The organism is Geodermatophilus sp. URMC 60 (genome assembly GCF_053502585.1).
The window spans coordinates 2,364,090-2,386,979 of record NZ_CP199958.1 but is presented as its reverse complement, the minus strand read 5'-3'; the positions used below and the strand labels follow the sequence as shown (position 1 = coordinate 2,386,979).

The window sequence follows — 22,890 nt, the reverse complement described above, 5'->3', positions numbered from 1 at the left end:
GTTCCTGCGCGAACATCCCGGCCACGCGCTGGACGGCCGGCCGATTGATTTCCTACAAGAGCGACAACCCACGACACGATCATTTCAGGCACCCCGAAGCAAAGGAGAGCCCCTGTGGGCAAGGTGGTCATGTACAGCTCGGTGTCGGTGGACGGCTTCATAGCGGACGAGAACGACCAGCCCGGACCACTGTTCGACTGGCTGTCCAGCGGTGACGTCCCGTTGGACGAGAGCGGCGAGGTGAAGGTATCGCAGACCTCCTACGACTACACCCGCTCGTACTGGGACCAGATCGGGGCGACAATCGTCGGCCGCCACGTCTTCGACATGACGGACGGCTGGGACGGAAAGGCTCCGAGCGGGATCGACCACGTGGTCGTCGTGACACACCGGCCGCAGCCCGAGGGCTGGGACCCCGAGGCGCCGTTCCACTTCGTCGACGGCGTCGAGGCAGCCGTGGCCAAGGCGCAGGAGCTTGCAGGTGACCGCTTGATAGAGGTCGCCGCTGGCGAGGTCGGTGGCCAGGTGCTTGCCGCGGGTCTGGTCGATGAGGTGCGCATGGACGTCGTACCCGTGGTGTTCGGGTCCGGCAAGCGCTACTTCGGGTCGGTCGACGCGCAGCACCTGTTGGAGGATCCTGACGTGATGATCCAGGGCAACCGGGTGCTTCACCTGCGCTATCGGGTGCGCCGTTGACCGATCGTCTGCAGGACAGCGGCCGTCCTGATTGCGTCGCCAGTCCTCCACCGCGACCGGGCAGTGCGGCAGTCGCTCTCAGGCGACACACCGGTGCGACGCCCTCGCGGCGGGCGTCGCCTTCCGTCGCGTGATGGGCGCACTGGAAGGCTCCGGACCATCCGCTGCGCGGGGAACGCCTGCTGCCGCAGCTGTAGCACCCTCAGGACGCGTCACGCCTGTCGAGGCGTTCAAAGACCCCGACATCTAGCGCTTCCACTGGGGCAGCGCGCGTCTGCACCAAGCGTGACCCTGCTGCCTGCCGCCGCGCCACGCGAACCGGTCAGCTCGCCGAACCAGGGCTGCGGTGGGCGGTCATCCACCCCCACCGACGACCAACTCCTGGGCTCTCACGAGGGCGTCTCCACCTCTGTGGCCCTAGGCTCCCGGCATGGCCTCCGGCCGCAAGCCACTCGATGACCTGCGTGAGACTGTCGGTCGCCTGGGCGATCAACTTCCGCGGCCCGGTCTGCGGGGCGTGGACGACCTGGTGAGCGACCTCTTCGGCAGCCGGCCCGGGCCGGCTCGGCCGCTCTCGGCGGTGCAGGCGGAGCTCGATGGGCTCGTCGGACTGGAGACGGTGAAAGAGCAGGTGCAGGCGCTCGTTGCCTTCCTGCAAGTGCAGGCGCGCCGCAAGACACACGGCCTGCCCGAGGTGGCGACGTCCCAGCACCTCGTATTCCTCGGAAACCCGGGCACAGGCAAGACCACGGTGGCGCGGCTCCTGGCCGAGATGTACCGGGCGGTCGGCCTGCTGCAGAAGGGCCACCTGGTGGAGGTCGATCGGGCCGCTCTGGTCGGGCAGTACGTCGGTGCGACCGCGATCAAGACCGACCGCGTGATCCGCCGGGCACTCGACGGCGTCCTGTTCATCGACGAGGCCTACTCGCTGGCCCCGGAGGGCGACGGCCGGCTGGACTTCGGACCCGAGGCAGTCGAGGTTCTGCTCAAGCGCATGGAGGATCACCGCCATCGCCTGGTGGTGATCGTGGCCGGCTATCCCCGGCTGATGGAGTCGTTCCTGCTCTCGAACCCCGGCCTCCGCTCCCGGTTCGCTCGCGAGGTCAGGTTCCCCGACTACTCGACGGACGAACTCGAAGCAATCTTCACGAAAATCGTCGCCCAGCACGAGTACGCGCTGGAGCCTGGCGCCGAAGAGACGCTCCGCCGCATCCTCGGTGGCCTCCGCCCTGGTGAAGAGTCCGGCAACGCGCGCTTCGCCCGCACGCTGTTCGAGCAGGCGCTCAACCGCCAGGCGCTGCGGCTGACGCGCGACAAGGACCGGAGTGTGGATGCGCTCGACCGTGCCGACGTAACGACGCTCACCGCGGACGACGTCGCCGAGGCTGCCCGCGCGCTGGGCCAGGAGCCAGCGCATGAACCCGGGCCCTCTCGATGGCAACGCTGGCTCGAGTGACGTCCAGGACGTCGGCGACGTCACGGCTGTGACCCAGGCTTCAGGCGAACCCCCGGCCGCGTGTTGACAGCGCTAGACCTTCAGCCATCGCAGGAGTCGAGACACGGCCACGCTCGTCGTCGCGAAGGGAACCCGTTGCGGCGACGCACGAACCTCGCCGAGACCTCGGTTGCGGATGCCTGCAGAGAGTCACCTCGGGCGCCTCGAGTTGTCGTCCGCTCGAGTGATCTTGCGACGAGGGGCCGGTCGACCAGCTGCTGTTCGACGTGCTGGCGATGGTCGCCGGGTTCGAGGCCGATCTGATCCGGCTGCGCACCCGCGAGGGCATGCGGGTGGCGAAGGCCAGGGGGGAGCTGCGCGGCATGCAGCCGGAACTCAATCCTCGCCAGGAAGCCCACCAGGTGGACCTCTGTCGGCAGGGCGAGCACAGCACCGCCGAGCTGGCCGACCTCTTCGGCGTCGCCCGCTCCACGGTCCACCGCGCCCTGCAACGAGACCAGGCCCAAGGAGGCGACGGTCGCCGCACGACAGCAGGAGGCACGGGCACGCGGCGCTGACTCCCGCTGTCGGCGGTTGCCGGGTTGTCCCGCAGGCCAGGTCCCCTGAGCGACGACCCGGCCATCCTGAGTCCGTGACCGTGTGGACCGCGCAAGGTTCGGGTCGAACGCCAGCGGGCGACCGCCGGCCGATCCTCACCTGCGGCGATGCTCTCGCTGATTGCTCTTGACCGGAATCGTCGCCGGGATGCGGATGCTCAGGATGGACGACTGCCACGAGGCGCCCGCCGAACGCCCGCGAGACGTCCCCCGGATTCGCTGCGCGCCTGCAACAGCTACTCGCGGATGGTGCTCACGCCGTCCCCTCCCCCGTGTCGGCGGCCTGGCGCTCCCGCACCCACAGCGCCAGAGACCGCACGCCGGCCAGCCCGTACACCACGCCGATCACGGCGAACAGCGGCCACCACGCGTCGTCGTCCCAGGCGACGTTCCCGGGACGGCGCACGTCCCAGGCGATCAACAGCAGCAGCCCGGCGGTGACGAACCGCCAGAACGTGTAGTACCGGTGGCTCCGCTTCCTCGTGGACTTCGTCGACTCAGCCACGACCGTCCCCCTGCTCGTCGTCGACCTCGACGTCGGCGCGGCCGAGGTACCTCACTTCGTCGTCCTGCTCGACGCCGTCAGGCGTTGCGCTTGAGCGCCGACCGCCACGTGATGGCGCTGCCGGTGCGCAGCAGGCTTCGCTCGTAGAGGCGGGCGCCCACTACCACGAGGGCGGCGACGCTGACGGTGAGCACGCCGAGTGACAGCACCGGCTCCCACCAGGCGGCGTCGTCGATGAGCAGTCGACGCGGCATGGTGAGCGGCGAGGTCAGCGGCACGTACGACAGCGTGGTCAGCAGCGGCCCGCGGTCGGTGATGAAGACCGAGGCGAAGAAGGGCAGCATCAGCGCCATCGACAGGGGGTTCACCGTCTGCTGCAGGTCCTCCTGCCGCGGCGCCATGGCCCCGGCCGCGGCGAACAGGCACGCCAGGAGCGCGAAGCCGAAGAGGAAGAAGACGAGAAACCAGCCGCTGCTGCGGGCGAGGAGCTGGAGCAGCTGGCCCTGCCCCGAGACGGATGCGCCGATGGCCGCGATCCCCACGGTCAGCACGACCTGTCCGAGGGCCAGCGCGCCGACCCCCATCACCTTGCCGACCAGCATCGCCCGCATCGGCACGGCGGCGACGAGCAGCTCCACGACCCGGCTCTGCTTCTCCTCGGTCACGCGCTGGGCGATCATCATCCCGTAGCCGAAGACGGTGAAGAAGAAGAGGAAGCCGAACGCGGTCGCAACCACCGAGGCGATGGTCGGGTCGAGCCCGCCGCCGAGACGTCGCTGCTCCAGCGAGACCGGTTGCAGCGCAGCGACCTGCGCGTCGGTGGCGCCCAACTCGTCGGCGACCGCTGCCGCACGCTGCGCAGACGCCGCACGGGAGAGGATGTCCGCGGCGTCGCCCGGGACGCCGTCGAGAGCCACGAGCTCGACGTCCTCGCTCCCGGGCAGCACGGCGAGGTCGGCCTCGTCCTCGCGCAAGGCTTCCTCCGCGGCCCCGACCCCGCCGGTCTCCAGGACCTCGAGGCTCACCGCGGGCTCCTCGCCCAGCGGCGCGTCTGCGGCCGCGAGCTGGTCGGCGGCCTGGACGAGGGCGGCGCCGGCGTCGTCCACGACCGCGACGGTCCTCGTCTCCGTGCCGCCGGAGAGGATCGCGGGCAGCGCGGTGGCACCGGCGACGATCACCAGCGTCACGAGCGTCGAGATGATGAAGCCGCGGTCCCTCAGCGTGACCGCGACCTCCCGGCCGGCGATCACCCGCGCCGCCGCGGCGAGACCGAGCGCGCGGCGCGGCTTCTCGCGCGACGGCCTGTCCGGGGCCGCTGTCGCGGACCGCGCCGGCGTGGTGGTGGTCATCGGACGACCTCCCGGAAGATCTCGGACAGCGTGGGGACGACGGGCCGGAACTCGCGGACGGCACCGGCGCGGGTGAGCCGGGCGAGGAGGCGCTGCTCGGCCGCCACCAGGTCGCCGGCCGCTTCGGGCTCGAGCTCGACGAGCGCCCGGGCCCCGTCGACGTCGAGGACCCGCAGCCCCTCCTCGCGGAGGAAGCCGGCGTCGGGCTCGACGACCACGCGGTAGCGCAGGGGCGTGCGGTCGCGGCGGACGTCGTCGGCCGGTCCGGCTGCCACCACGCGACCGTGGTGGAGGACGACGAGGTCGTCGCAGAGACGCTCGACGAGGTCGAGCTGGTGGCTGGAGAAGAGCACGGGCACACCGGCAGCCGCACGTCGACGGAGCATCGCGGCCATCGCGTCGACCGCGAGGGGGTCCAGTCCGCTGAAGGGCTCGTCGAGCACGAGCAGCTCCGGCTCGTGCACGAGCGCCGCCGCGACCTGCACGCGCTGCTGATTGCCGAGCGACAGCGACTCCAGCCGGTCGCCCGCCCGGTCGCCGAGGCCCAGCTCCTCGAGCAGCTCCCGCCCCCGGCGCCGCCCCTCCTCCGGGCCGAGGCCATGCAGGCGGGCGAAGAAGCCGAGCTGCTCCAGCAGCGGCATCTTCGGGTAGAGCCCGCGCTCCTCCGGCATGTAGCCGAAGCCGCTCCGTGCCGTGAGGTCGAGCGGGCTCCCCCGCCACAGCACCTCACCGTCGTCCTCGGGGACGACGCCGAGGACGACGCGCATCGCGGTCGTCTTGCCGGCGCCGTTGGCGCCCACGAACCCCGTCATGCGCCCCGGCCGGACGGCGAACGACACGTCGTCCAGCGCCGCCTTCTCCCCGTAGCGCTTCGTCACTCCCCTGAGCTCCAGCACGGCTCGACGCTAGGGGCGGCACACACCCCCACGCGTCCACCGCGAGGTGGATCCGCGGGGTCAGCCTCGCGGCGGAGGAAGCTCACCCGGCTGCACCAGGCCGGTCTCGTAGGCGTGGACGACAGCCTGCACCCGGTCGCGGAGCCCGAGCTTCGCGAGCACCCGGGACACGTGGGTCTTCACCGTCGCCTCGCCCAGCACGAGCCGTTCGGCGATCTCGGCGTTGGACCACCCGCGCGCCGCCAGGGCGAGCACCTCGCGCTCGCGCGTGGTGAGCCCGGCGAGCAGGTCGGGCCGCGCGGCCCGGCCAGGCCGCTGCGCGAACCGCTCGATGACCCGCCGCGTCACCGAAGGGGCGAGCAGGGCCTCCCCGGCGGCGACGAGCCGGACCGCCGCGACCAGGTCCTCCGGGACGGCGTTCTTCAGGAGGAAGCCCGACGCGCCGGCCTCCAGCGCCGCGAACAGGTAGTCGTCGCGGTCGAAGGTGGTGAGGACGACGACCGCAGAGTCCGTCGTCGCCACGACCTCACGCGTAGCGGTGAGGCCGTCGGTGCCGGGCATCTGCACGTCCATGAGGACGACGTCCGGCGCGAGCTCGCGCGCCGCGCGGACGGCGGCCTCGCCGTCGGCCGCCTCGCCGACGACCTCGAGGTCGGGCTCGATCCCGAGGATCATGCGGAACCCGGCGCGCACGAGGTCCTGGTCGTCGACGAGCAGCACCCGCACCGTCACGACGCCACCCCGGCCCCCACCGCGTTGAACGGGAACCGCGCCCGTACGCGCCACCCGCCCTCCGGTCGCGGACCGACGTCCAGCTGGCCGCCGTGCAGGTCGACGCGCTCCCGCATGCCGACAAGACCGAGGCCACCCCCGTGGCCGCCGCCGTCGCCCGCGCCGCCGCGGCCGTCGTCGACGACCTCGACCTCCAGGGCGTCGTCGAGCCAGCGCAGCCGCACCGACGCGCGGCGCGCGCCGGAGTGCCGGACGGCGTTGGTCAGCGCCTCCTGCACCACCCGGTACGCGCTCACCGACGCCGATGGCGGCAGCGGGCGGGGCTCGCCGAGCACGCGGGCATCCACCTCCAGGCCCGGCCGCTCGGCGCGGACCAGCTCGTCGAGGCGGCCGAGGTCGGGCGGCGGCTCCACGGCGCCGTCCCCCTCGCGGAGGACGCCGACCAGCCGGCGCATCTCCTCCACGGCCGTGCGGCTGCTGCCCTCGACCGCGCCGATCGCCCGGCGCGCGGCCGCCGGGTCGACGTCCAGGACGCGCCGCGCCGCGCCGGCCTGCACGCCCATCGTGCTGACGTGGTGGGCGACGACGTCATGCATCTCCCGTGCGATGCGGACCCGCTCGTCGAGCACCGCACGGCGGGCCCGCTCCTCCCGCTCGCGCCGCAGCTCCTCGTTGCGCTGCTCGAGCTCGGCGCGGCTGCGCGCGTCGCGCCGGGCCGCGTCCCCGAAGCGCCAGGCGCCGACGAAGAAGAAGACGTTGAGCCCCACGCCGTAGAGCAGGCGTGCGGCCAGGGGGTCGATGGAGCCCGAGCGCTCGCCGTCGTCGGGCAGCAGCTCCTGCAGCGGCGTCGCGGTCAGCGAGATCACCAACCAGGCGAACATCGAGACCACGACGACGAGCCGCACCGCGTTCGCCGCGCGGCGGTCCCGCGCCCAGGCCCCGGCCGTGTAGAGGGCCGTGAAGAGGCACACCGACGTCATGAAGGCCTCGAGCACACCCCGCGCCTGCAGCGCGATGAACGCCGCCGCGACCACGACGAGGACGGCGAGGGGCTGCACCCGGCGCAGGCACAGCGGCAGCGACACTGCAAGCGCCCACGCCACCTGCTCGACCAGCCCGGGCGATGTCGGCAGCACCGGCCCGGCGCTGCGTGTGAGCTCGAAGCTCGCCACGGTCGCCGCAGCAAGGGCGAGGCCGACGCGTACGTCGGTACGCCGCTGCGCGCGCGTGGGCCCGGGGCGCCCCCAGCCGTCGTCAGGACGCTCCGGCAGGTCCGTCACGAGCGCCACGCTAACGGACCCCACTGGTGGGTCCCGCGCCTCCGGACCGTCACCACCCTGGCGGCCCCACCGCAGCCGGAGCCCAGTCGGCAAACGCACCCTGGACCCGCAGACGGCCGACCTGGGGTCCGCGCCACTCGGCTGTGCAGCCCCTTGCAAGGGCGTGTGACCGAACGTCGTCATGCTCGGCCCGGCTGGAGCGGACGCTGGCGCCACGGGGACGGGAACCGCGCCGACGTGGCCGGAGCGGGTTCGCCATGCGGGACACGGTTGCGGGTCATACGTGGCTCAGGGAGCCCTCGTGACTGCTTGCCAGCGGTGAGTGGTGGCGCCATCGCCTCGCCGACGAGCCGGGCGGCCGGCACGCCGGGTCGTTCGGCTGGGACGGCGGTGCTGCTGACCGACAAGATGTGGGGCTCGCCCGCTCCCTGGCGCTGTCCGAGGGATTCTGGGCGGTGGCCTTCGGCCGGCGCTGGACGCTGCGGCGGATCACGCAGCACTGAGCCGGTCACCCAGTCGGGGTGTCCGCCGAGCTGGCGCCCCTGTACCAGGCCGGCGTCGGCGTGACCCAGGGCCGCCGCACCGCGGACGTCAGGCAGGGAACACGCGGGCCGCGAAGCCGGAGGTGCTGCACGGTGGGCCGTTGCGCGTCGCGCTGCCGCACACACGGCGCCGCGCAGCACGAGGGGCCGAGGTCGTGTGGATGCGGGTGCGGCGGGCAGGCTGGCACCCTGCACGCGCATGGACCTGAACCACCTGAACCTCAGGGTGCGGGACGCCGCAGCCTGCCGCGACTTCTACCAGCGGCACTTCGGCTTCCGTCCGGCGTTCGAGGCGGACGGCGGGTACTTCGTCCGCAACGACGACGGGTTCCTGCTCGCGCTGGTCCCGGCGGCGGCGCACCAGCCGCTCCCCGACGGCTTCCACATCGGGTTCGGGCTGCGCGACGCGGATGCGGTCTCCGACCTGCACCGTGCGCTGGCCGCGGCCGCCGTGCGCACCACCGAGCTCGAGGACTTCCGACCCAGCGAGGCGTACGTGACCTTCCGATGCTGGGATCCCGACGGCACCGAGGTCGAGGTGTTCTGGGAGGCGCCGTGACGGCGGCGGCCCCCTGGCGCCCATGCCGATGCGGCGCCCGGGATGGAGCGGAGTGACGCGGACGGGTAGGGCCGCGTGACGAGGTACGGCAGGCGACGACGCGGCTCGAAGACCTCTCTGCGGGTGACCACCCGCTCGCGGGCAGGGGTGGCCGCGCAGAAGGAATTCGGCACCGTCGCCGGTACGGACCGGCGCACGTCCGATGCCTCCACGTCCACCGGAGGTCACCCTCCGGCGGGCGCGGACCTCGATCCGCGGAGTCGATCCGAATCGGGAGGGCGATTGCCGACGCCGCACTCGTGCTGACCGCCATCGAACGCGGAACTCAGGTCGGAAGACCTCGATGCGCCGGATCACCTCGGTCTGCTCGGGGCGCCACGCTGGTTTCCCCATGATGAGCAAGAGGTGTGCACGCCCCCGCGGCATCCACACCGGTCGGCAGCTCGTGGAACGGCAGCCTCCGCCGATCGTGATGGGCCGCTCCATCCACTGCCGTGCGTCGCGGGTCCGGCGTGACTCGGTGCTCTGGTCCGCGCGCTCACCCGAAGGCGTAGGGGTCCGTCATCTTCGCGGCAGCCAACCCTCGTCCCTGACCACGCGTAGCCGGACCTCGTGCGGGCTGCGGTGGGTCCTGGCAAGTGTCTGCTGCACGGTGCGCTCGACGGCGTAGGCCAGCTTTCCGAGCTCGTCCCCGCTCGGCCCTCGGACCAGCAGCCGAGCGTGTCCCTTGACGCGGCCGTCGCGGTCCCGGCGGGAACGGTGATGCACCAGGTGAGCCCCCGCGACGGCGTTTCCCAGCGCGTCCAGCACCAGCTGGGCCGGGTCGAGTGCCGCGGGATCGGGGTGCCCGCCCGGCCAGCTCCACTGCAACCAGAGCGTCTCTTCCGGCGGCACGGGGGTTCTTCCTGCGCCGAGCGGCCCCTCCGCGACGTCCAGTCGAGTGACCATCAGGGCGCGACCTTCGACAGCGCACAGGAGATCGTCGTCCGACTGGCTGATGTCGAGGAATCCCGCGAGCGATGCGACCGCCGCTCGGGACCCCGCGTCGGGGGTCGACGCACTCGGCGATGGCGACGTTTCCCTGCATCTGCTGATGACCAAAGAGATCAACGGTTGATCCTGCAACCGCGTCACCGATACGGCAAGAACGCTCACTCCGGTCTTCTTGACCAAGCTGCACATGCTGACGGCGGCTTTCGCGTCGTAGCCATTCGCGGAACCCACGAGCGTCACGAGTGCCACCTCGCCATGACGGCCCTTCCCGTTCTCGGTCGCGGCACTCCCGGCTCGACACCCGGAGACGCCCGTCGAACGGTTCGTGGGCCCTGAGCCCTGTACGGTCGGCCGCCAGTGGGGCCCTGTGCTGGTCGACGTGTCCGGGATGTAGAGACGCGCATTCTCTCCGGCGCACAGCCTCGCCAGGTACCGGGTCAGAGCCAGGCGGCCCACCTGCCTCCCGCGTGCTCGCTCGGTTGCCGCACGTCGCCCGGGGTCATCCGTGGTCGGCAGGTCGCTCCTCTCCCGAGACGCCGCCTCACTTCCTGCGACGACCGCGCTGTCCGGCAGGGCGACGGACAGACGCAGGACGTGAGCCTCTTCGTCCCGGCACTCAGCGAGCGCCACCTCCGTGCCGGCCATCCTGGGCGCTCCGGGGAACTGCACCTCTCTGATCGTCACCTCGGTCGACCGGGGCGTGCCGGACTCGTCGGTCAGGAGGCGCTCGAGCAGCTCCGCTCCCGTCCTCTCATCCGGCAGCTCGATGAGGAAGTCGAAGGTGCTGAGGGGCTCGGCGAAGGCGCCGGGTCCGAGAGGCGCTGCCACGACGTAGCGGCCCCCACCGGCGCTGGGGGCCGCGCTGGTCATCCGTGGACCGTCGGCAGCGGCGCCGGTGAGCGGACGGGCCTGGACGCGGACTGTGAACCGACCCGCGCGGCTCATCAGGGTCTCGGTTGGCTCGGCCTCCGACGGCGGTCGTGCTGGGGCGGACGTCGTCCCGACACCCGACGCCAGAAGTCGGTCCGCCGACCGCTCGTCGAAGGGCTCCGCCCTGGTGGACCTGACGTAGCCCGCGCCCTGCGTCAGGCGGGGATGTGCGTCGTGCTGCTCGGCGGGCATGTGCTCGACGAGCAGCTCGACACCCGACCTGCCGGCAGTCACGGCACGAGCGGCGGTACGTGCCAGCTCTGCGCCGCGCAGTGACCGTCTGCCCGTCGAGGTCCGCTCGTCCGCCTGCCCCGACGTGTCGCCCACTGCTGGACTGCTCCAGAGCGGGAATGCCTGGTGCTCGAGGACTGCGATCTCCCCGCTGTGCCGGCCCCCTTCCTGCGCTGGGGTCGCGAACCGGTCCGGCCGGACACCGCGCGACGGCGGACGGCTGATGGCGTCGAAGACCACGTCGGCGGATCGCTTCTCCTCCTGGGTGGCCTCTCGTGGGCCGGCGCAGGGGTGCCGCAACCACCAGGGCACGTCCGCCGAGTCCGGGATGGCACGGTTCCTCCGACGGCGCCGTTGGAGCTTCTCCCCCAAGCTGAACAGCAGGCACATGAGGAGAGCCGCCGAGACCCACACGTACGGCTGCAGGTGGTCCTGCCCGTACGGCACCAGGCGGCGTGGCGGCGTCCATCCCGTGGCGACGGCCACCGCCAGACCGGATGTGAGGATCACCGAGAGATAGGCGACATTGCGCGGCACGACCCTGAGCTGCCCCAGGACCGAGTTGGTGTTCGGGATGTCGAGACGGGACAGCAGGATGCCCGGAACGAGCAGCAGCACGGCGACCAATGCGTCGGCCTGAATTTTGCTCGGGGCAGTCCCGCTGCACTGCAGGAGGAGACCGAGGCCGGCGACGACACCGGTCAAGCCCCAGAGCATGTGCCGGACGCTGTCGGCCAGGGCCGGCTTCTCGTCGGCCAGGGTGAGGAAGACCCGCGCCCGGATGGGCTCGAGACTGGGGGTCCCGAAACCGAGTGGCCGGTGACGCCACTGCGCGTGCGCCCCGTTCTCCCGAGGGTCGTTCTCTACGACCACATCATCGCCGAGCCTGGCGTCGCTCAGCCACTGGGCGATCCTCGGCAGACCCTCCACGAAGTCACTCGGCCGCAGGCCCGCATCCTCGAGCCGATCGCGGAAGGGGCGTATCGAGAAGACGTCGGCCAGCCGGTCCAGTGCGGCCAGACTGGTCTCGCCCTCGGCCAGGTCAGCGAGCAGGGAGTCTTCGTCCGCGGAGACCTCGACGCCCGCGGGTTCCATGAACGCGGTGCCCAGTTCTTGGCTCTCGATGTACGCGCGGTACCGCCGGTACTCGAGGTTGCGCCGGCGCCCCAGCTGTACGAGCTTGGAGACGACTGACTCGAGCTCCAACCACAGCGCCTCGTGCTCGGCCGCCTCCGGTCCGCCGCTCTCACCAGCGGTGGCGCCGGCTCCTGGGGAAGTCACGGTGTCACGCCGACGTGACGCGTCGACCGCCGGCTGCGACGACTCGTACTCCGCGAGCGCGGCGGATAGGATCGTCATCTCACGGCCGAGTTCCGCTACTGCAGCCTTGTCCGCATCGCTGCACAAGATGTACCGGCGTACGTATATCTCCTCCGCGACCTCGACCGTCACGTGGTAGGAGCCGAGGGATCGAGCGATCTCGGTGCGGTAGTCGATGGTGTACTCCCTGCCGGGTGTCACCCGCCCCGGCCACGGCGTCGACTGGAGCGCGGCGGGGATCAGTGGCGCCTCGAACTGCAGGTGCCCCTGCGACGTCCTGGCCGGGAGCATCACCACCAGCACGTACTCGGTGTAGGCGACTTCGATGAGCCGGTCCAGGGACTGCTGGAGATCCGGGTGCAGTGCGCTCAGGAAGTCCTCGGCCTCCGTGTGGTAGTCCGTGGCGGGTTCTGTCCCGGAGGTGCCTGCCGACGTCGGCGTGCTGCGCGGGCCGAGGCCGAGCGGTCCCTCTTCGATCAGCGACTCGAGCGCTCGAAGGATCAACCACATCGCTCGTGGCGACAGTCGCTCGGCTTTCGACGCCCGGATCAACTTGAGCAGCCGGCTGAGCCCGGCGACCAGGGTCCTGGACGCCGCCCCCTGGGTCAGTCGTGGCAACACCTGGTCGGAGGCGTCACGGACGACGACGGGGCTCAGGTCCATGCGGCTGTGCCGTGAGACCGGCACCCACAGATTCGTTGCGCCGTCCGCCTCGGAGGGGGCGTCCGGCGGGGTGAGGCCGCGCCGAACGGTCAGCGCCTCACGTTGTTCGCCGGTCAGGCCGCGGAGGTCCACGTCCAGCGTGACCAGTCGTCGGACGTGGCTCTTGTCGATGACGCGCAGGCTGTCCGTCACCCGGGACACGTGCTCGAGTCGGAGGGACAGATCCAGGATCACGAGTCCCGCAGCCTCGTCAGCCGCGGAGGCATCCGGTCGGGATGCCGGGACGGCTGTGCGCTCCATCCACCGCAACAACTCGTGGAAGACCCGGGGCGCGCCCGCCGCAGACGCCTCCTGCTCCGGCTCTGCAGGCTTCGGCATGCAGTCATCCCCTGGTGACGGCCCGTGTCGAATGACCATGGTGCGGCAGGGGCGGCGGACGCGCCACCGGCTCGGCGGGCACCCCAGCTCGGGGGCCAGGACGGATGGGGCCGGTGGAGTCGATCGGTCCAGTTCCCGGGTCGTCGGGCGGGGCGGCTGCATCAGGCGGGTGCCTGCGACAGCGGGCCCACACCTACCGCCCCGGCGGCCGCCGCGGCAACTGCCCACCGACCCGACCAGCCGTCACCCCCGCGGACCCGAGCGCCTCGGCGAGCCCGACGGCCTGCGCCAGCACCTGCTTGACCGGTCGGCTGAGCGCGGCGGCTGCCCGGGCGACGTCCTCCCACTCGGGCATGGCGTTGACCACCGAGCCGTCGGGACCCCACCCGAGCTTGACGGCGACCGGGTGCCCGTCGACGTGGACGGTGCCGAACGTGCGCCGGAGGGCGTGCCGGACGACGGGCGTCTCGCGGACGCCGAGGGTCGTCGTCTCGCGGAGCAGGACGTCCCGCACCCGGGCCACCTCGGCCGGGCCGGCGAGGGCCGCGACGACGTGGGCGGGCCGGCCCTTCTTCATGAGCGTGGGGGTCAGCCAGGCGTCGAGCGCGCCCGCGTCCAGCAGTGCGACGAGGACCAGCGGCCAGACGCGCGGGTCGAGGTCGTCGACGTTGGCCTCGAGGACCACCGCCGTCGTCGTGTCGAGACCCCCGACGGTGCCGGACGGACCCGGCGTCTCCTCGCCCACCACCAGGCGCACCACGTTGGGCCGGCCGGCGGGGTCCCGGGTGCCGGCGCCCGTGCCGGTGGCGATCGGCCGCAGCGCCGGCATCGGACCGAACCCGTCCGCCAGGGTGGTGGCGAGCGCGACCCCGGTCGGCGTGGCCAGCTCCACCTCGTCGGGGCCGCCCCGCCCGGGTGCCCCCGCTGCCTCGAGGAGGGCCAGCACGGCCGGCCCGGGGACCGGGATCGTCCCGTGCGCCGTCCTCGCCCGCCCTCCCCCGAGTGCGATGGGCGAGGCCACCAACCGGTCCAGGCGCAGGGCGGCCATCCCGGCACAGACCCCGACGACGTCGGCGATCGCGTCCAGCGCGCCCACCTCGTGGAAGTGCACGTCCTCCTCGGGCACGCCGTGCACCGCCGCCTCGGCTCGCGCCAGCGCGCCGAACACCTCGACCGCCGACGAGCGCAACGGATCGGGGAGCCGGTCGAGCAGCCGGCGGACGTCGGACCAGCGGCGCGCGGGCTGGCCGGCCTCCGGGGCCGTCACCACGATCCGGACCGCCCGCAGTCCCCCGCGCTGCACGTCCTCGGCGCGCAGCGTGATGGGCAGCTGCAGGGGGTCCAGCGCCGCGGCGATGTCGTCGAGCGGCACGCCCGCTCCCACGACCGCACCCAGCAGCATGTCGCCGGCCACGCCGTTGCCCAGGTCCAGCCACCCGACCCGGGTCACCGCGGCTCCACGACGCCGGAGCCACCGGCGTGGATGCTGCGCGCGATCCGCGCGGCGAACACCCCCGCACCGAACCCGTTGTCGATGTTGCAGACGACCACGCCCGCGGCGCAGGAGTTCAGCATCCCCAGCAGCGCGGACAGACCGCCGAAGCTGGCCCCGTAGCCGACGCTGGTCGGCACGGCCACCACCGGCGTCCCGACGAGCCCGCCGATCACGCTGGGCAGCGCGCCCTCCATCCCCGCCACCACGATGACGATGTCGGCGTCCTGGAGCACCGGGCGGGCGTCGAGCACGCGGTGCAGCCCGGCGACCCCGACGTCGACCACCCGGACGACGTCGGCGCCGAAGACCCGCACGGTGGTCGCGGCCTCCGCCGCCACCGGCGAGTCCGACGTCCCGGCCGTGACGACCGCGACGAGACCCCTGGCCGGCGGCGGGTCCCCGACGACCACCGTCGTCGCCTCCACCTGGGCCTCGGGCCACCGCAGCCGCACCGCTGCCACCGTCGCCGGGTCCGCCCGCGTGACGAGGGCCGGCCGGTGGGGGGCCGCCTCGCGGAGCGTCCCGACGATGGCGACGACCTCCTCCGGCGTCTTCCCGGCGGCGTAGACCACCTCCGGGTCCCCGGTGCGGGACAGCCGATCGGTGTCCACCCGCGCGAACCCGAGGTCGACGTACCCCGGGTCGCGTTCCTCGCCGTCCACAGCGGCATCCTGCACGGCAGCGGCCGGCCGCCCACAGCGGGGCCGCCCAGGCGGCCCCCTCCTGGTACGGCCCGCGACGGCGCCGGGACCGGCGCTCCCGGTTAGGGTCCGAGCAGGCTCAACCGACCGGACGGCAGGACGGGTGATCAGATGAGGGTCCAACTGGCCTACGGCGAGCAGGGTCTGACCGTCGACCTGCCCGACGACCGGACGACGGTCGTCGAGCCCCGCTACGTGCCCGGTGCCGAGGACGCTGCGGCGGTCCTGCGGTCGGCCCTGCGCGCACCGGTCGCCGGGCCACGGCTGCGCGAGATCGTGCGGCCGGGGCAGAAGGTCGCCATCTCCGTCTGCGACGGCACCCGCGCCCAGCCGCGGGACCTCATGGTCCCGGCCGTGCTCGAGGAGCTCGACGGGATCGTCGGCCTGGACGACGTGGTGATCCTGGTGGCCACGGGCACGCACCGCGGCAACACCGAGGCCGAGCTGCGGAGCATGCTGGGCGACGACGTGGTCGACCGGGTCCACGTGCTCAACCACGACGCGCGCGACGAGGCGTCCCTGGTCTGGATGGGCACCCACGGCAACGGCGTGCCCGTCTGGCTCGACCGCCACTGGGTCGAGGCCGACGTGCGGATCACCACGGGGTTCGTCGAGCCGCACTTCTTCGCCGGGTTCAGCGGTGGCCCCAAGCTGGCCGTCCCCGGGCTGGCCGGCCTGGAGACCGTGCTCACCCTGCACGACGCCGAGCGCATCGGCTCCCCCCAGGCCGTGTGGGGCATCTGCGAGGGCAACCCCGTCCACGACGACATCCGTGCGGTCGTCGCGGCGGTCGGTGGCGTGCACTTCGGCTTCGACGTCACCCTCAACCGGGACCAGCAGGTGGTGGGCGCGTTCGCCGGGGAGCTGTTCGCCATGCACGCCGCCGCCCGTGAGGCGGCGCGGGAGCTGGCGATGGCCCCGGTGCCGGAGCTCTTCGACGTGGTGGTCACGACCAACTCCGGCTACCCCCTGGACCAGAACCTGTACCAGGCCGTGAAGGGCATCTCCGCGGCGGCCACGGTGGTCAAGGACGGCGGCGCGATCATCTGCGCGGCGGAGTGCCGGGACGGGTTCCCGAACCACGGCTCCTACCGGGAGGTGCTCGAGTCCGCGGAGTCCCCGCAGGCGCTCCTCGACCTCATCGAGAACCGGCCGAAGACCGTGCCCGACCAGTGGCAGGTCCAGGTGCAGGCCAAGATCCAGAGCCGGGCTCGGGTGATCATGCACACCTCCTACCTCTCCGACCACGCCCTCGAGGCGGCGCACCTGGAGCAGACCCACGACATCGGCGCCACGGTCCGGGAGCTGCTCGACGCGGCGGGGCCCGACGCCCGGGTGTGCGTCCTGCCCGAGGGGCCGCAGACCATCCCGTACGTGAGCACGGAGCTCCTGGCCGACATCAGCTGAGTCCGACGGCGCCCAGCACTGCGGGCACGGTCGGTACGGACGAGAAACGGGTGAGCACGTGTCCCTGACAGACCTCCGGCCGGAGGACCGCCGGGCGGTCGACGGCCTGCGGGAGGGGCTGGCCGGCACGGCGAGGCTGGGGGTGGCGTTCTCCGGGGGCGTCGACTCCTCGGTGCTCCTCGCCCTCGCCGTGGACGCCCTCGGCCCGGACCGGGTGCTCGCGCTCCTCGGCGTCTCGCCCAGCCTGGCGTCCGACGAGCGCGAGGCGGCCCACCGGGTGGCCGCGCACGTGGGGGTGCCCGTGGTGGAGGTCCCCACCTTCGAGGGCGACCGGGCCGACTACCGGCGCAACGGCCCGGACCGCTGCTTCCACTGCAAGGACGAGCTCTTCGAGCGGATCTCCCAGGACGTCGTGTCCCGGTACGGCCTGACCGCGGTCGCCTACGGGGAGAACGCCGACGACGCGCGGCGACCGGACCGCCCCGGGTCCCGCGCGGCCACCGCGCACGCCGTCCTCCGCCCGCTGGCCGACGCCGGCCTGGACAAGGCCGCGGTGCGCCGGATCGCCCGCGCGCTGGACCTGCTCTGCGCGGACAAGCCCGCGGCACCGTGCCTGGCCTCGCGGATCCCGCACTACAGCGAGGTCTCACCCGAGAAGCTCGCCCAGGTGGAGGAGGCCGAGGCCGGGCTGCGGCGGCTCGGGCTCGGGGACCTGCGGGTCCGCCACCACGGGGACGTCGCGCGCCTCGAGGTCGCGGTCGAGGACCTGCCGGCGCTCGTGGCCGAGCCGCTGCGGGAGCAGGCGGTCCGGGTGGTGCGTGCGGCCGGCTTCCGGTTCCTCGCCCTGGACCTGGCCGGCATCCAGTCCGGCGCCTTCACCCTGCCGCTGGTGGGCGTCCGGGAGGGCTGAGCCGGCGGGGTGGTCCCTGCAGGTCCCGCCGCGGCCCCGTCCCGGGTCGGCCCCGTCCGGAGGCTCGCCCCGAGCCTGCGAGGGGTGAGTGGGACGGGGTCCTCTTTCAGGCCGGCTCGACGGGCAGGCCGAGCCGGCGGAACAGGTCGTTGTCGAGGTCGAGGAAGCTGGAGATGTGCGCGACGCGGCCGTCGCGGACCTCCAGCACGTGCAGCGCCCACGGCTCGTGCCCGCCGCCTGCGCGGGGCCGGTACTGCGCGAACGCCGGCGCCCCGTTGGCGAGGGTCGGCAGCACCTTGGAACCGCGGCACTCCGAACCCGGCCCGAGCATCCAGGTGCCGATGTCGGCTCGGCCGCGCAGCCACATCTCGAACGGCGGCATGTGCTGGGTGGCGTCCTCGTGCAGCAGCGCGACGAGGCCCTCGACGTCGTAGCGCTCGAAGGCGTCGACGTAGCGCTCGAGCAGGGCCCGGTGGGTGTCGTCCAGCGGCTCGGTCTCGGCCTCGCCGCCGACCTCGGCCATCGTCGCGCGGGCCCGCTGCAGCGCGCTGTTGACCGAGGCGACGGTGGTGTCGAGCAGCTGGGCGACCTCGTCGGCCCGCCAGCGGAGCACCTCGCGCAGCAGCAGCACGGCCCGCTGGCGCGGTGGCAGGTGCTGCAGCGCGGAGACGAAGGCCAGCCGGATCGACTCCCGCTGCACGGCCTGCTCGGCGGGGTCGGCGTCCTCGGCGACGACCTGCCGGTCGAGCACCGGCTCGACCCACGCCGTCCCCGGACGGCGGGAGGCCAGCGAGGCCTCGACCGGCTGCCACGGCGAGCCGGAGAGGTCCATGGGCAGCGCCCGCCGCTGCCGGCCGGAGAGCTGGTCGAGGCAGACGTTGGTGGCGATCCGGTACAGCCAGGAGCGCAGCGCCGAGCGGCCCTCGAAGTCGGCCAGGCCGCGCCAGGCGCGGACCATCGTCTCCTGCACCGCGTCGTCGGCGTCGAAGGCCGACCCGAGCATCCGGTAGCAGTAACCGGTCAGCTCCCTCCGGTGCTCGAGCAGCCGCGGGTCGAGTTCGTCGGTCAGCACTGTCGTCACGGGTCCTCCTCCGGCGTGGGCCGCGACAGCTCACCACAGGACACCGACACAACGGGTGCTCCCGCTACTGGTAGCTGATCAAGTCCGGGCGCGGCTCGACGGCGACCGTCTCCTCCGGGCTGAGCATCGGGACGTCCTCGTCGTAGAAGTTCTTCCAGCCCCAGGCGACCTCGTCCGGCTCGGTCTGCCGCAGCGTCCGCCAGGTGGCCTGCTTGTCGCCCTGACCGCCCTGGCCGTCGGCGTGGACCATCAGCGCCAGCTCGTCGCGCGAGGTGTCCAGCCGGTCCCGGTCCGGGATCATGTCCACCCGGAACTGGTGCAGCAGGAGCAGCTTCTGGGGCAGGTCGCCCGCCCGCGTGAGGTCGGCCAGCCAGGTGACCACCTCGTTGACCTCGTCGATGGGCACCGAGCCGATCTGGGTCAGGTGCACCTCGCCCGGCCCCAGCCGCCACTCCGGGTCCAGCGCCAGCCCGACGTGCGGCAGCTCGAGCAGCGAGCGGTACTTCTCGGCCTGGGTGCGGAAGTCGGTGCGCCCGGGCTGCAGGTCGATGACGACGTACATCCCCGCCTCGCCGGCCGCCTCGACCCACGGCCGGAGCTCCTCGACCGGCAGCTCGGTCGAGTAGTTGCCGTCCGGGCCGGCCACCGAGGAGGCGACGGTGGCGATGACCTCGAAGGCGGGGACGACGGTGGCGTCCTGCACCAGCGGCTCGTAGTCGGCCGCGTGCGCCTGCGCCCGCTCGATGGACGCCGGCAGGTCCTGCTCGCCGAGGACGCCGAGCGCCCCGGTGCCCGGGCTGCCGTAGAGCGCGACGATGAAGTGCCGCGGGAAGAGCAGCTGGCCGCCGCCGGGCAGCTGCTCCCCGGTGGCGGCGGTCTCGAGCTTCCAGTCCAGGCCCTCCTCGGCGCCGAACCCGGCGCCCAGCGCCACCACCGTCCCGGGTTGCTGCTCGGCGAGGAGACCCACCAGCTCGGCCGAGCCGCGCGGGTCGGTGCCCCCGCCGGTCAGCTGCACCCGCGCCCCGGCGGCCCGGGCGGTGGCCACGCCGGCCAGTGCCTCCGGGGCGCCGGTGGTCACGACGACCGTGTCGTCGAGCGGCTCGGCGCGCTCGACGGCGGGCAGCTCGCCGTCCCCTGCGTCGCCGGTGGCCGGCTCGGCGTCCGCGGGCTGCAGGGCCGCCGGCCGCCCGGGGTCCAGCGCCGCGACCGCGGCCGCCGCGCCGTCGCCGTCCACCTGCTGCGCCTCGCCGAGCTCCACACCGGCGACCTCCGCGACGGCGTCCGGGGCGGCGGGGACGGCGACCACCTCCGGGCCGCCCTCGCTCCCGGCACCGCCCTCGGCCGCGCCGACGGCGAGCACCGTCGTGGTCCCCAGGCGCTCCAGCTCGCTGCTCAGCGCGTCGGCGGGGCCACCGCCGGCCGGCTCGAGCAGCAGCGGGACGCCGAGTCCGGTGGCGGCCGAGGCGCCCAGCAGCGTGCCGGCCGCGTCGCCGTCGCGGGCCACGACCACGACCTCGGCGCTGTCGAACAGGGCCCGGCTGGCGGACGCGGCGGAGGCGACGGCGTCCTCGTCGGCCACGAGGGTGAGGCGGGCGTCGGGCGCGGAGGTCGCGACCCCGGCCTGCTCGGCGTCCTCGCCCGAGGCCGCGCCGCAGCCGCTGACCAGCAACGCCGCGGTCACGGCGATCGGCACCGTCGGAGAGCGCACGGCTCCCTCCCCCTGCCGGGCGCACGGTCGCGCGGGAGCGCGACGGCGGAGGCCGCGCCCGGTCCCCGGGCGACCCTAACGAGGCAACGGCCCTGGACAGTGCGCCGTCCGCCTCGGGAGCATCGGGACCGAGATGAGCAGCCCCGCGCTGTCGGGCCAGCCCGACACCCGATCGACCGGCTGGCGGGATGGGTCCGGTCCCCGCCCGCGACCAGGCTCGACGGCATGACCACCGACACCGCCGTGCTGCCGACCGCGTCCCCCACCCCGGCCGCCCCGCCCGGCTCCCGCGGGTGGCTGCGGCAGCTCGGGACCGACACCCGCTACTCGCTGCTCGCCTTCCCCCTGGCCGTCGTCGGCTTCGCCGTCGTGGTCGCCGGTCTGGCGGCCGGCACCGGACTGCTCGTCGTGTGGGTGGGCGTCGCCGTCCTGGCCGGGACCCTGCTGGCCGCCCGGGGCTTCGCCGGCGTCGAGCGGACCTGGCTGCCCGCCGTCCTCGGGACCCCGGTGCCCCACCCGGCCTACCGGAGGGCGGAGGGCCGCGCGCTCCGCCGGCTGACCACGCCGCTGCGGGACCCCCAGTGCTGGCTGGACGCACTGCACGCCGTCCTGCGGTTCCCGTTCGCGATCCTGTCGTTCGTCGTCACGGTCACCGCCTGGGCCGGCGCGCTCGGCGGGCTGACCTACGGCCTGTGGGACTGGGCGCTGCCCGACGCCTCCACCGACCCGGGGAACACCGACCTGCTCGAGCTGCTCGGGTTCGAGTCGTCCTCGTGGTCGCGGGTCGCCTTCTACACGCTCATCGGCGTCGTCCTCGCCGTCCTGCTGCCGTTCGTCGTCCGCGGGGCGGCGCTGCTGCAGGCGCAGCTGGGGAGGGTGCTGCTGACCTCCCGCGCCGCCACGCAGGCCGAGCTCGGCCGGCTGGCCGAGGGGCGCGACGCCGCGGTGGCGGCCGAGGCGGTGGCGCTGCGCCGGCTGGAACGCGACATCCACGACGGGCCGCAGCAGCGCCTGGTGCGCCTCGGGATGGACCTCTCCCGCGCCCAGCGCCAGCTCGACCGCGACCCCACCGCTGCCCGCGTGACGCTGGGCGAGGCTGCCGGGCTGGCGCGCGAGGCCCTGGAGGAGCTCCGTGCGCTCTCCCGCGGCATCGCACCGCCGGTGCTTGCCGACCGCGGCCTGGCCGCCGCGCTGGCCGCGGTCGCGGCACGCTCCCCGGTGCCCGTCGAGCTGGCCGTCGACCTGCCGCGGGAACGGCTGGCCCCCGCGGTGGAGAACACCGCCTACTTCGTGGTCAGCGAGGCGCTGGCGAACGTGGCCAAGCACAGCGGCGCGACGACCTGCCAGGTCGTCGTGGTCGCCGCCGGCCCGGCCCTGCGGGTCACCGTCGAGGACGACGGTCCCGGCGGCGCGGTGGTGGTGCCGGGGCACGGCCTGGCCGGGCTCGCCGACCGGCTGCGCGCGGTGGACGGCGCCCTCACCGTCGACAGCCCGCCCGGAGGTCCGACCCGGCTGGTCGCGGAGCTGCCGTGCGGATCGTGATCGCCGACGACTCGGTGCTGCTCCGCGAGGGCCTGGTGCGGCTGGTCGAGGAGGAGGGCGGCGAGGTGCTCGCCGCCGTCGGCGACGGCCCCTCGCTGGTCCGGGCGGTGACCGAGCACCGGCCGGACGTCGCCGTGGTCGACGTCCGGATGCCGCCGACGCACACCGACGAGGGGCTGCGGGCCGCGGTGCAGGCCCGGGCCGCCGTCCCCGGCACGGCGGTGCTCGTGCTCTCCCAGTACGTCGAGGTGGCCTACGCCGACGAGCTGCTGGCCGACGGCCGCGGCGGGGTCGGGTACCTGCTCAAGGACCGGGTCACCGACCTCGACGCCTTCCTCGCCGCACTGAGCGGTGTCGCCGGCGGCGGGACCGTGCTCGACCCCCAGGTGGTCGCCCAGCTGTTCGCCCGCCGCCGGGCCGGCGACCCGGTGCGGCGGCTGACCCCGCGCGAGCGGGAGGTGCTGGGGCTGATCGCCGAGGGCCACTCCAACGGCGCGATCGCCCGCCGGCTGGTGGTGACCGAGGGCGCGGTCGAGAAGCACACCCAGCGGATCTTCGCCAAGCTCGGGCTGACCCGGGACGAGGACCAGCACCGCCGGGTGATGGCCACCCTCGCCTACCTGCGCAGCTGACCGGGAGGTCACCCACCGTGGAACCCGACGACGAGCCCGAGGTCCGCGTCCTGCTCAACACCAACGTGTCCATGTCGAGGCACAAGGCCGCGGCGCAGGCCGTGCACGCCGCCCTGGCCGCCTTCGGCATCCCGCACGGGCGGGTCGTCGTCCTCGGCGGCCGGCCGGACGAGGTGGCCGCGATGGACGTCGTCATCCGGGACGCCGGCCGCACCGAGGTGGCGCCCGGGACGCTGACCGCCGGTGCCACGGTGGTCCGCTGACGGCTCGCACGATGTCGGCAGCTCC

At 73.6% G+C, this 22,890-nt stretch carries 19 protein-coding genes; 9 read left to right on the top strand and 10 right to left on the bottom strand.

Translation table 11 applies throughout. From position 1 onward, the window contains the following. Positions 1–114: 114 nt before the first annotated feature. From ACWIX3_RS11475 to ACWIX3_RS11465, 3 genes are all read left to right on the top strand, one after another. Positions 115–696: a dihydrofolate reductase family protein gene (locus ACWIX3_RS11475; protein ID WP_448612199.1), complete on the top strand. Its 582-nt coding sequence runs from the start codon at positions 115–117 to the stop codon at positions 694–696. A gap of 430 nt (positions 697–1,126) precedes the next feature. Further along, complete coding sequence (locus tag ACWIX3_RS11470) at positions 1,127–2,152, top strand: AAA family ATPase (RefSeq protein WP_448612198.1); 1,026 nt, start codon at positions 1,127–1,129, stop codon at positions 2,150–2,152. Positions 2,153–2,406: 254 nt separating this feature from the next. Then, on the top strand, positions 2,407–2,709 hold the full coding sequence (locus tag ACWIX3_RS11465) for a helix-turn-helix domain-containing protein (RefSeq protein WP_448612460.1): 303 nt from the start codon (positions 2,407–2,409) through the stop codon (positions 2,707–2,709). Between the two features lie 292 nt (positions 2,710–3,001). Here ACWIX3_RS11465 and ACWIX3_RS11460 read toward each other — a convergent pair whose 3' ends face one another. The 5 genes from ACWIX3_RS11460 to ACWIX3_RS11440 all read right to left on the bottom strand — a co-directional run bounded on the left by ACWIX3_RS11460 (position 3,002) and on the right by ACWIX3_RS11440 (position 7,510). Further along, entirely contained in the window at positions 3,002–3,253 is a 252-nt protein-coding gene (locus tag ACWIX3_RS11460) for a hypothetical protein (RefSeq protein WP_448612197.1), read from the bottom strand. A 77-nt stretch (positions 3,254–3,330) separates the two neighbouring features. Beyond that, positions 3,331–4,602 (bottom strand): ABC transporter permease, encoded by a 1,272-nt coding sequence (locus ACWIX3_RS11455; protein WP_448612196.1) that lies wholly within the window; start codon positions 4,600–4,602, stop codon positions 3,331–3,333. After that, positions 4,599–5,498: an ABC transporter ATP-binding protein gene (locus ACWIX3_RS11450; RefSeq protein ID WP_448612195.1), complete on the bottom strand. Its 900-nt coding sequence runs from the start codon at positions 5,496–5,498 to the stop codon at positions 4,599–4,601. The genes ACWIX3_RS11455 and ACWIX3_RS11450 overlap by 4 nt, the downstream gene beginning before the upstream one ends. A 60-nt stretch (positions 5,499–5,558) precedes the next feature. Further along, the gene (locus tag ACWIX3_RS11445) at positions 5,559–6,230 is read right to left on the bottom strand and encodes a response regulator (RefSeq protein ID WP_448612194.1); all 672 of its coding nucleotides are present in this window, start codon (positions 6,228–6,230) and stop codon (positions 5,559–5,561) included. After that, positions 6,227–7,510, bottom strand: coding sequence for a sensor histidine kinase (locus tag ACWIX3_RS11440; protein WP_448612193.1), 1,284 nt, complete (start codon positions 7,508–7,510; stop codon positions 6,227–6,229). The genes ACWIX3_RS11445 and ACWIX3_RS11440 overlap by 4 nt, the downstream gene beginning before the upstream one ends. 741 nt (positions 7,511–8,251) lie before the next feature. Between ACWIX3_RS11440 and ACWIX3_RS11435 the strand changes: the two genes are divergently transcribed. Then, entirely contained in the window at positions 8,252–8,611 is a 360-nt protein-coding gene (locus ACWIX3_RS11435; RefSeq protein WP_448612192.1) for a VOC family protein, read from the top strand. A gap of 561 nt (positions 8,612–9,172) precedes the next feature. On the opposite strand, the gene ACWIX3_RS11430 is transcribed toward ACWIX3_RS11435, so the two are convergent. The 3 genes from ACWIX3_RS11430 to larB form a co-directional block, all read right to left on the bottom strand. Next, positions 9,173–13,126, bottom strand: coding sequence for a hypothetical protein (locus tag ACWIX3_RS11430; protein WP_448612191.1), 3,954 nt, complete (start codon positions 13,124–13,126; stop codon positions 9,173–9,175). 193 nt (positions 13,127–13,319) lie between these two features. Continuing rightward, positions 13,320–14,576, bottom strand: coding sequence for a nickel pincer cofactor biosynthesis protein LarC (gene larC, locus ACWIX3_RS11425; protein WP_448612190.1), 1,257 nt, complete (start codon positions 14,574–14,576; stop codon positions 13,320–13,322). Beyond that, on the bottom strand, positions 14,573–15,283 hold the full coding sequence (gene larB / locus ACWIX3_RS11420; RefSeq protein WP_448612189.1) for a nickel pincer cofactor biosynthesis protein LarB: 711 nt from the start codon (positions 15,281–15,283) through the stop codon (positions 14,573–14,575). Before larB ends, larC begins: the two co-directional genes overlap by 4 nt. Positions 15,284–15,433: 150 nt before the next feature. Between larB and larA the strand changes: the two genes are divergently transcribed. Both larA and larE read left to right on the top strand, forming a co-directional pair. Beyond that, positions 15,434–16,729, top strand: a complete 1,296-nt coding sequence (gene larA, locus ACWIX3_RS11415; protein ID WP_448612188.1) for a nickel-dependent lactate racemase — start codon at positions 15,434–15,436, stop codon at positions 16,727–16,729. A 58-nt stretch (positions 16,730–16,787) separates the two neighbouring features. Next, entirely contained in the window at positions 16,788–17,639 is an 852-nt protein-coding gene (gene larE / locus ACWIX3_RS11410; protein ID WP_448612187.1) for an ATP-dependent sacrificial sulfur transferase LarE, read from the top strand. 106 nt (positions 17,640–17,745) lie between these two features. Here the strand turns inward: larE and ACWIX3_RS11405 are convergent, their stop codons facing one another. After that, positions 17,746–18,720 carry a sigma-70 family RNA polymerase sigma factor gene (locus ACWIX3_RS11405; protein ID WP_448612186.1) on the bottom strand — a complete coding sequence of 325 codons (975 nt, stop codon included), beginning with the start codon at positions 18,718–18,720 and terminating at the stop codon, positions 17,746–17,748. A 64-nt stretch (positions 18,721–18,784) separates the two neighbouring features. Further along, positions 18,785–20,428 (bottom strand): hypothetical protein, encoded by a 1,644-nt coding sequence (locus ACWIX3_RS11400; RefSeq protein WP_448612185.1) that lies wholly within the window; start codon positions 20,426–20,428, stop codon positions 18,785–18,787. A gap of 225 nt (positions 20,429–20,653) precedes the next feature. Here ACWIX3_RS11400 and ACWIX3_RS11395 point away from each other — a divergent pair, with 225 nt between their 5' ends. The 3 genes from ACWIX3_RS11395 to ACWIX3_RS11385 are packed head-to-tail and all read left to right on the top strand — an operon-like array spanning position 20,654 to position 22,865. Next, the gene (locus ACWIX3_RS11395; protein WP_448612184.1) at positions 20,654–21,970 is read left to right on the top strand and encodes a sensor histidine kinase; all 1,317 of its coding nucleotides are present in this window, start codon (positions 20,654–20,656) and stop codon (positions 21,968–21,970) included. After that, on the top strand, positions 21,958–22,602 hold the full coding sequence (locus ACWIX3_RS11390; RefSeq protein ID WP_448612183.1) for a response regulator: 645 nt from the start codon (positions 21,958–21,960) through the stop codon (positions 22,600–22,602). The genes ACWIX3_RS11395 and ACWIX3_RS11390 overlap by 13 nt, the downstream gene beginning before the upstream one ends. A gap of 17 nt (positions 22,603–22,619) precedes the next feature. Then, a complete protein-coding gene (locus ACWIX3_RS11385; protein ID WP_448612182.1) occupies positions 22,620–22,865 on the top strand; it encodes a hypothetical protein in 246 nt (81 codons plus the stop codon). The last annotated feature ends 25 nt before the right edge of the window (positions 22,866–22,890 follow it).